Source organism: Bradyrhizobium manausense (assembly GCF_001440035.1).
Lineage (GTDB): Bacteria > Pseudomonadota > Alphaproteobacteria > Rhizobiales > Xanthobacteraceae > Bradyrhizobium > Bradyrhizobium manausense.
Genome location: NZ_LJYG01000016.1, coordinates 181,757 through 187,842, shown reverse-complemented (window position 1 = coordinate 187,842; position 6,086 = coordinate 181,757). Strand labels below are relative to the sequence as shown.

8 protein-coding genes are annotated in these 6,086 nt (G+C 63.7%); 3 read left to right on the top strand and 5 right to left on the bottom strand.

Annotated features, from left to right (window positions below):
• A partial coding sequence (locus AOQ71_RS03385; RefSeq protein WP_057741640.1) for an outer membrane protein occupies positions 1-561 on the top strand: 561 nt, incomplete at its 5' end.
• Positions 562-647: 86 nt separating this feature from the next.
• On the opposite strand, the gene AOQ71_RS03380 is transcribed toward AOQ71_RS03385, so the two are convergent.
• The 4 genes from AOQ71_RS03380 to AOQ71_RS03365 form a co-directional block, all read right to left on the bottom strand.
• Positions 648-863 (bottom strand): cold-shock protein, encoded by a 216-nt coding sequence (locus AOQ71_RS03380; RefSeq protein WP_027534220.1) that lies wholly within the window; start codon positions 861-863, stop codon positions 648-650.
• A 253-nt stretch (positions 864-1,116) separates the two neighbouring features.
• On the bottom strand, positions 1,117-1,977 hold the full coding sequence (locus AOQ71_RS03375) for a 23S rRNA (adenine(2030)-N(6))-methyltransferase RlmJ (protein ID WP_057741635.1): 861 nt from the start codon (positions 1,975-1,977) through the stop codon (positions 1,117-1,119).
• A gap of 161 nt (positions 1,978-2,138) precedes the next feature.
• Positions 2,139-2,840: a ribonuclease T2 family protein gene (locus tag AOQ71_RS03370; protein WP_057741630.1), complete on the bottom strand. Its 702-nt coding sequence runs from the start codon at positions 2,838-2,840 to the stop codon at positions 2,139-2,141.
• Positions 2,841-2,987: 147 nt separating this feature from the next.
• Entirely contained in the window at positions 2,988-3,449 is a 462-nt protein-coding gene (locus AOQ71_RS03365; RefSeq protein WP_057741626.1) for a hypothetical protein, read from the bottom strand.
• A 182-nt stretch (positions 3,450-3,631) separates the two neighbouring features.
• On the opposite strand from AOQ71_RS03365, the gene AOQ71_RS03360 reads away from it, so the two are divergent.
• Together AOQ71_RS03360 and AOQ71_RS03355 are read left to right on the top strand one after the other, a co-directional pair.
• Positions 3,632-3,937, top strand: a complete 306-nt coding sequence (locus tag AOQ71_RS03360; RefSeq protein WP_057741623.1) for a hypothetical protein — start codon at positions 3,632-3,634, stop codon at positions 3,935-3,937.
• 51 nt (positions 3,938-3,988) lie between these two features.
• Entirely contained in the window at positions 3,989-4,519 is a 531-nt protein-coding gene (locus AOQ71_RS03355; protein WP_057741621.1) for a DUF3617 domain-containing protein, read from the top strand.
• A gap of 97 nt (positions 4,520-4,616) precedes the next feature.
• Here AOQ71_RS03355 and AOQ71_RS03350 read toward each other — a convergent pair whose 3' ends face one another.
• Complete coding sequence (locus AOQ71_RS03350) at positions 4,617-6,005, bottom strand: ATP-binding protein (protein ID WP_057741618.1); 1,389 nt, start codon at positions 6,003-6,005, stop codon at positions 4,617-4,619.
• Positions 6,006-6,086 lie beyond the last annotated feature (81 nt).

Below are 6,086 nucleotides of genomic sequence, written 5' to 3'. Positions count from 1 at the left end.
GCCGCCGATCTCAATTACGGGCAGCGAGCGCCCTATACGGTCAATCAGCCGCTCAATGCCTATAGCTGGGCCGGCCCGTATCTCGGCGCCAATCTCGGTTACGAATGGGGCTCGGTAAGCAACAATCCCGCAAAGCCCTCCGGCTTCGTCGGTGGTGTGCAGGCCGGCTACAATTTCCAGAACGGTCCATGGGTGTTCGGCGTCGAGGGCGACATCCAGGCCGCAGGTGCCGATGACACCTTCGCGCCGTGGAAGTTCTCCAATCCCTGGTTCGGCACCCTGCGCGGCCGCGCCGGCTACGCCTTCAGCAACGTTCTGGTCTACGGCACCGCCGGCCTCGCCTTCGGTGAGCTGCGCGCGCAGACTTTCGGCTGGACGGAATCGCACACGACGGCCGGCTGGACCGCCGGCGTCGGTGCGGAAGTCGGCCTTGCGCCGAACTGGAGCGCGAAGCTCGAATATCTCTACATCGATCTGTCGTCGAGCCAGTTCGCAATTACAGGCGTGTCAAATGGCTATAGCGCCAGCGTTGTGCGCGCAGGCGTGAACTATCACTTCTGACAGCCAAATAAGAAAATACCGGACAATAGCCTCCCGGCCGCTCGCGGTCGGGACTTTTTTGCGTCAGGTTTTTTAAGGTCGGGTCGCTACGAAAGGATCACGAGATTGACCGCTTTCGGCCCCTTCCCCTTCTTGTCCGGCTCGACTTCGAACGTGATACGCTGTCCTTCGGCAAGGTCCTTCAGTCCCGCCCGCTCCACGGCGGTGATGTGAACGAAGACATCGCGACCGCCGTCGTCCGGCTTGATGAAGCCGTAGCCGCGTTCGCCGTTGAAGAACTTGACCGTTCCCGTATTGGCCATCGGGAAACTCCCCCTCATTGCTCCTCCGTCGCAACGCAGACGCGCGTCGCGACATGACCGGGCCTTACGAAGCCCGGGAGAGCTGGCCATCCTCGGGCGGACCCATCGGTCCGACCGGGATCTTTCTTAGGCCTTCACTCCGCCGCAACCATTCGCGGAAGCGGAACGTAAAGCCAGTCACGGAAACAGCATAATACGGTTCTCTGCAGATTGACTACCGCTACTGCATATTTTTCCCATGAATGCCGGGGTGTTACGGCCTCGGCACCTCCAACCGGTATCTGGCAGCCCCGCCCTGGCCGAGTGGCATTTCCAGCTCGGGCAGGATCGTCCTGAGCTCGCCTTGCAGCGTGTAGGGCGGATTGACAATCAGAAGTCCTGTCGAGGTGAGGGCTGCGCCATCAAGTTGCGGCGCGACGCTGAATTCGAGGCGGAGACATTTTCCAGGCGTCTTTGCTGCAGCTGCGGTGCGCGCCACGTCTTGCGCCAGCGTATCGGTGGCGCGCCTGGACTTGGCGGGATACCAGATCACATAGATACCGGTCGGCCATTTCGCGAAGGCCGTGGAGAAGGCTTCACTCAGCCTTTCGAACTCGTCTTTCGCCTCGAAGGGCGGGTCGATCAGCACCAGCCCGCGCCGCTCCTTCGGCGGCACGAAAGCCGGCAGCGCCATCCAGCCGTCGAGATCGACCACGCGCGCCTGTTCGTCGCGCCGCAGCAGGTCGATCAGCGCCTTGCGGGCTCTCGGCTCGAGCTCGCAGGCCACGAGGCGGTCCTGCGGCCGCATCAGGCCGCGGGCGATCAGGGGCGAGCCTGGATAGGCCTTGAGCTCGCCCTTCGGATTGAAGGCGCGAACGATGTCCATGTAGGGCTTGGTCAGGGCCACTGTCTCGTTCGACAGACGCGCCTGCATCAGCCGAGCGATTCCCGTCAGCCACTCGCCGCTGCGGCGCGCCTCGTCGCTGTCGAGATCATAGAGGCCAGCACCCGCATGGGTGTCGATGACCCGGAAGGCGGCCGGCTTGTCCTGCAAATAGGTGAGAATACGCACCAGCACGATGTGCTTGATGACATCGGCGAAGTTGCCGGCGTGAAAGGCGTGGCGGTAGTTCATGGGGGAGAGTTACGACATCGCGCGATGAAAGTAACTGTTGTCATTCCGGGGCGGTGCGACAGCACCGAACCCGGAAATCCATTTCGCCACCGGCAATGCGGCCCAGATGGATTCCGGGCTCACGCTTCGCGCGCCCCGGAATGACGATCTGAAGACTGATCCTACCCACCCCTGATCGGCGGCATTGTGACCTGGTCGCGGCGGCAGCTGCGGCGTTCGAGCTCCTCGCAGGCGCGAAATTGCAGGTCCTTGCTGAGGCAGATGCGAACCTCGGAGAGCCGGGTCCGGTTGCAGGTGACCGAGACGGCTGCGTTGCTCAGGCCCGGATTGGCCTTGATGAAGGCTTCTTCGACCTCGCCGGGGGCCACCGTCTTGGCCTGCGACAGCTCAAGATACTCGGGCGGAATCTTGATCGCGGCGCGCGCCTTGCGGATCGTCTCGAAATAGTTGCGGCCGTCGAGCCCGGAGCAGGTGCCGTGCTTGTCCCACTCGTTGAAGATCAGGCCTGGCGCGGGCATCAGATCGAGCATCGAGGAGACGATGTTGCGGTTCAGCCGCGGTGACGGCCGTTGGCAATATTCCGGAAAGCCGCTCTCATATTGCGGCCACAGCCCGTGCACCACAAAGGAATAGGGCCGTCCCTCGCACTGGATGTTCGAACGCCCGCCGCTGCGACCGCGCTCTGCCGCTTCCTCGCAGAAGGACGGTGACCACGACAGTGACAGCACATAGAAGTCGAACTCGCCGGGTGCGTTCTGTCGCTTGTCCTGGGCTCTCGCGCCACCCGCCAGCGAAACCAGCCCCGCCGCAAGGGTCAGCGAGATCAGGAGGCGGGAGAACGAATTCAATCTAAAATAAAACATGGCGACGCCCCTCAACTAGACTGTGCAATCAGCCTAGCAGGCACCCAGAACATTTCAAGAACAAATTTCCAGCGACCCGCGCAGGTCGCTTGATCGGGCCGAATCAGGCGCCTCGGCTTAAGGCTCTTCAGTTCAAGGCCCTTCAGTTCAAGGCTTGGCGGCGCGGCAGGACGGATTGTAGGCCCAGTTGCGGTCGAGCCCGACCACGCACCATTCGACTCCCTGGCCGTAACCGGCAAAGCCGCCATCCTCGATGATCGAGAAGTGCACCCGGCGCATCTTGCCGTCAGTGAGCATGGCCTCGCCGGTGCAGTAGCGGCGCGGAATGTTGTCCGACGCCCAGGGGCGGACGGCGGTCTCGTGAACGTTCGAAAATCCCGTGATCTGCAGCGGCGAATTCCAGAACGAGCTTTCCTTCTCCCAGAACTGGGTCGAGATCGTCGGCAGCGCCTTGTCGCATTCGGCAACGCGGCCGTCGTAGCGCGGTCCGCTCAGCCAGAAGTTCAGCTCGAGCGGATTGGCCGCCTTGGCCTGACCGAGCGACAGCGCTCCGAACATGAGGCCGAGGACGGCGGCAAAGCGGAACGATTTCGGGGAGGGGGCGCGCATGGGCAATCCGGACAGCTGGTCTTGCGGAGGCTGGACGGTGCCGCGAAGGCCGGGAGAGGTCAAGTGCAGCGCGGCAACACTCGGCCAGGAGTTGATCACAACGTCGCATCCGGCAGGCCTTCCGTTCTTTTCACCGCCGCGCCCGCACCGTAAGCTGGGGCCAACCAATCGGAGTGACGGGAATGCGAATCATTGCGGCTGCGGGCCTTCTTGCCAGCCTGGTTGTCTCGGGGATGATGGCGAGCCAGTCGGCGCGCGCCGATATCCTGCCGGTGCCGCCGTTCAAGGGCAACGACACCGGCGGCATCATCGCCTATTCGATGGCGACGCAGGTCGATGCGCGTCAGGTCGCGGTCGATCACTGCGCGCGCTATGGCAAGGTGGCGAAATTCCTCGCAGTGCAGGCCTATGAGGGCGGCTACATCTCGTTTTCCTGCCGCTGGGTGCCCTATGGCGCTGCCGACCGGCCGCTCCGCACGCTCTACTAAGTAAGGCGCTTTCGAACGCTAGCCACGACGTCTCGGCCGGGAGTCTCTCCTATGACGCGCAAGCTTGCTTTGCTCGGATCAGTCGCTTGTCTTTTGGTGTCGGCAGGAAGCGCCTTGGCCGACGATCTGCCGGTGCGCAAGGCCGGCCTCTGGGAAATGAAGATGGCCAGGTCAGGCTCGGCGATGCCGGAGATGACCATGCAGCATTGCACCGACGAGAGCGTCGACAAGGAGATGGCCAACAACGTTTCCCCGATGGCCAAGCAGATTTGCTCCAAGCAGGACGTCAAGAAAACCGTAACGGGCTATATCAGCGATTCCGAGTGCAGCGTCGCCGGCATCAACACGACCTCGCATGCCGAGATATCAGGCGATTTCAACTCGGCCTACACCGTGAAGACTTCGTCCCATGCGCAAGGCGGCGCCGCCGGCACCGCGGGGCGCGACACCTCCATGACGCTGGAAGCGAAATGGCTCGGCGCCTGCAAGCCGGACCAGAAGCCCGGAGACATCGTGATGCCCGGCGGCTTCAAGATGAACATACGCGACGTCGACAAGCTGAAAGCGCTGCTGCCGAAGTGAAGGCGGTGAGATCCTAGCCCGGATCGAGCACAGAGAAATCGGGGGCGCCGCCAAGAAGAATTCCGGATTGCGCTTCGGTTCATCCGGGCTACGGCAGCTAAACGGGTATCCTCACGCTCGCCCTCAGCCCGCCCATCGGGCTGTCGGCCAGCGTGATGTCGCCGCCATGCGAACGGGCGATGTCGCGGGCGATCGCAAGGCCAAGGCCGGTGCCGCCTTCGTCCTGGTTGCGGGCGTTGTCGAGCCGCAGGAACGGCTTGAACACTTCTTCGCGCAGATGCGCGGGGATACCTGGGCCGTCGTCGTCGACCGTGACGGTCAGATAGCGGTGGTCGCGCTGGCCGGAGATGGCGATGGCCTTGCCGTAGCGCGCGGCGTTGGTGACCAGGTTGGCGAGGCAGCGCTTGAACGAGGCCGGCTTCACCGTCACCACGGGCAGCCCGGTGAATGTCACGGTCGCGGCGTGACCGTGGCGTTCGGCGTCGCTGCGCAATTCTTCCAGCGCCTGCGCCATGTCGGTCGGTTGCGACTGCTCGCCGGAATCGCCGCGGGCGAAGGCGAGGTAATCCTCCAGCATCATCGACATTTCGTCGACGTCCTTGCGCATGCCCTCGAGCTCCGGACTGTCGCCGATCAGCTCCAGCTCGAGCTTGAAGCGGGTCAGGATGGTGCGCAGGTCGTGGCTGACGCCGGCAAGCATCGCGGTGCGCTGCTCCATCGCGCGTTCGATGCGCGACTTCATCTCGAGGAAGGCGCCCGCCGCGCGCCGCACCTCGCGCGCGCCGCGCGGCCTGAAGTTCGGCGCCTCGCGGCCCTTGCCGAAGCTCTCCGCGGCGTCCGCCAGCCGCAGGATCGGCTTGATCTGGTTGCGCAGGAACAGCACCGACACGATCAGCAGGATCGAGGACGTGCCGACCATCCAGAACAGGAAGATCTCCGAGTTCGAGGCGTACGCGGCGCTACGCTGCGCGAACACGCGCATCACGGCATCGTCGAGCTGGATGCGGATCTCAACGAGGTTGGAACGGCCGACCGTGTCGATCCAGAACGAGCGTCCGATCTGTCGGCCGAGCTGCACCGACAGCGTCTGGTCGAGCAGCGAGAAGAACGGCTTTGGTCCCGGCGGCGGCATGTCGCCTGCGGGGAGGAAGTCCACCACAAGGCCGAGACGCTGCTGCGCGATGCGGCGGATCTGGTCGCGATCCTTGTCTTGCGGATAGCCCTTGTAGACGTCGATCAGCGCGGCGATGTCCTGCACCACGGCTGCGGAGAGGCGGCGCGTCACCGTGTTCCAGTGCCGTTCCATGAACACGAAGGCGACGACCGATTGCAGGATCACCATGGGCACGATCATGATCAGCAATGCGCGCGCATAGAGGCCGGTCGGCATCCAGCCCTTGAACGCATTGCCCATCCAGCCATTGGCGGCGGAGACGCGCCCCGCGGCGCTTTTCAGCAGCGTCAGGCCGGTGTCGATCGTGCTCATCTGGCGCGCTTCACTTGACTATGGCGAGGCGACCAGCCGGTAGCCGATGCCGCGCACCGCTTGCAGGAACAACGGATTGGC

Bases quoted from the DNA above. Each gene is read 5' to 3' on its own strand.
- AOQ71_RS03380 (WP_027534220.1), bottom strand. From the start codon at position 863: ATGGCCAATACGGGAACGGTCAAGTTCTTCAACGGCGAACGCGGCTAC.
- AOQ71_RS03375 (WP_057741635.1), bottom strand. From the start codon at position 1,977: ATGAACTACCGCCACGCCTTTCACGCCGGCAACTTCGCCGATGTCATC.
- AOQ71_RS03370 (WP_057741630.1), bottom strand. From the start codon at position 2,840: ATGTTTTATTTTAGATTGAATTCGTTCTCCCGCCTCCTGATCTCGCTG.
- AOQ71_RS03365 (WP_057741626.1), bottom strand. From the start codon at position 3,449: ATGCGCGCCCCCTCCCCGAAATCGTTCCGCTTTGCCGCCGTCCTCGGC.
- AOQ71_RS03360 (WP_057741623.1), top strand. From the start codon at position 3,632: ATGCGAATCATTGCGGCTGCGGGCCTTCTTGCCAGCCTGGTTGTCTCG.
- AOQ71_RS03355 (WP_057741621.1), top strand. From the start codon at position 3,989: ATGACGCGCAAGCTTGCTTTGCTCGGATCAGTCGCTTGTCTTTTGGTG.
- AOQ71_RS03350 (WP_057741618.1), bottom strand. From the start codon at position 6,005: ATGAGCACGATCGACACCGGCCTGACGCTGCTGAAAAGCGCCGCGGGG.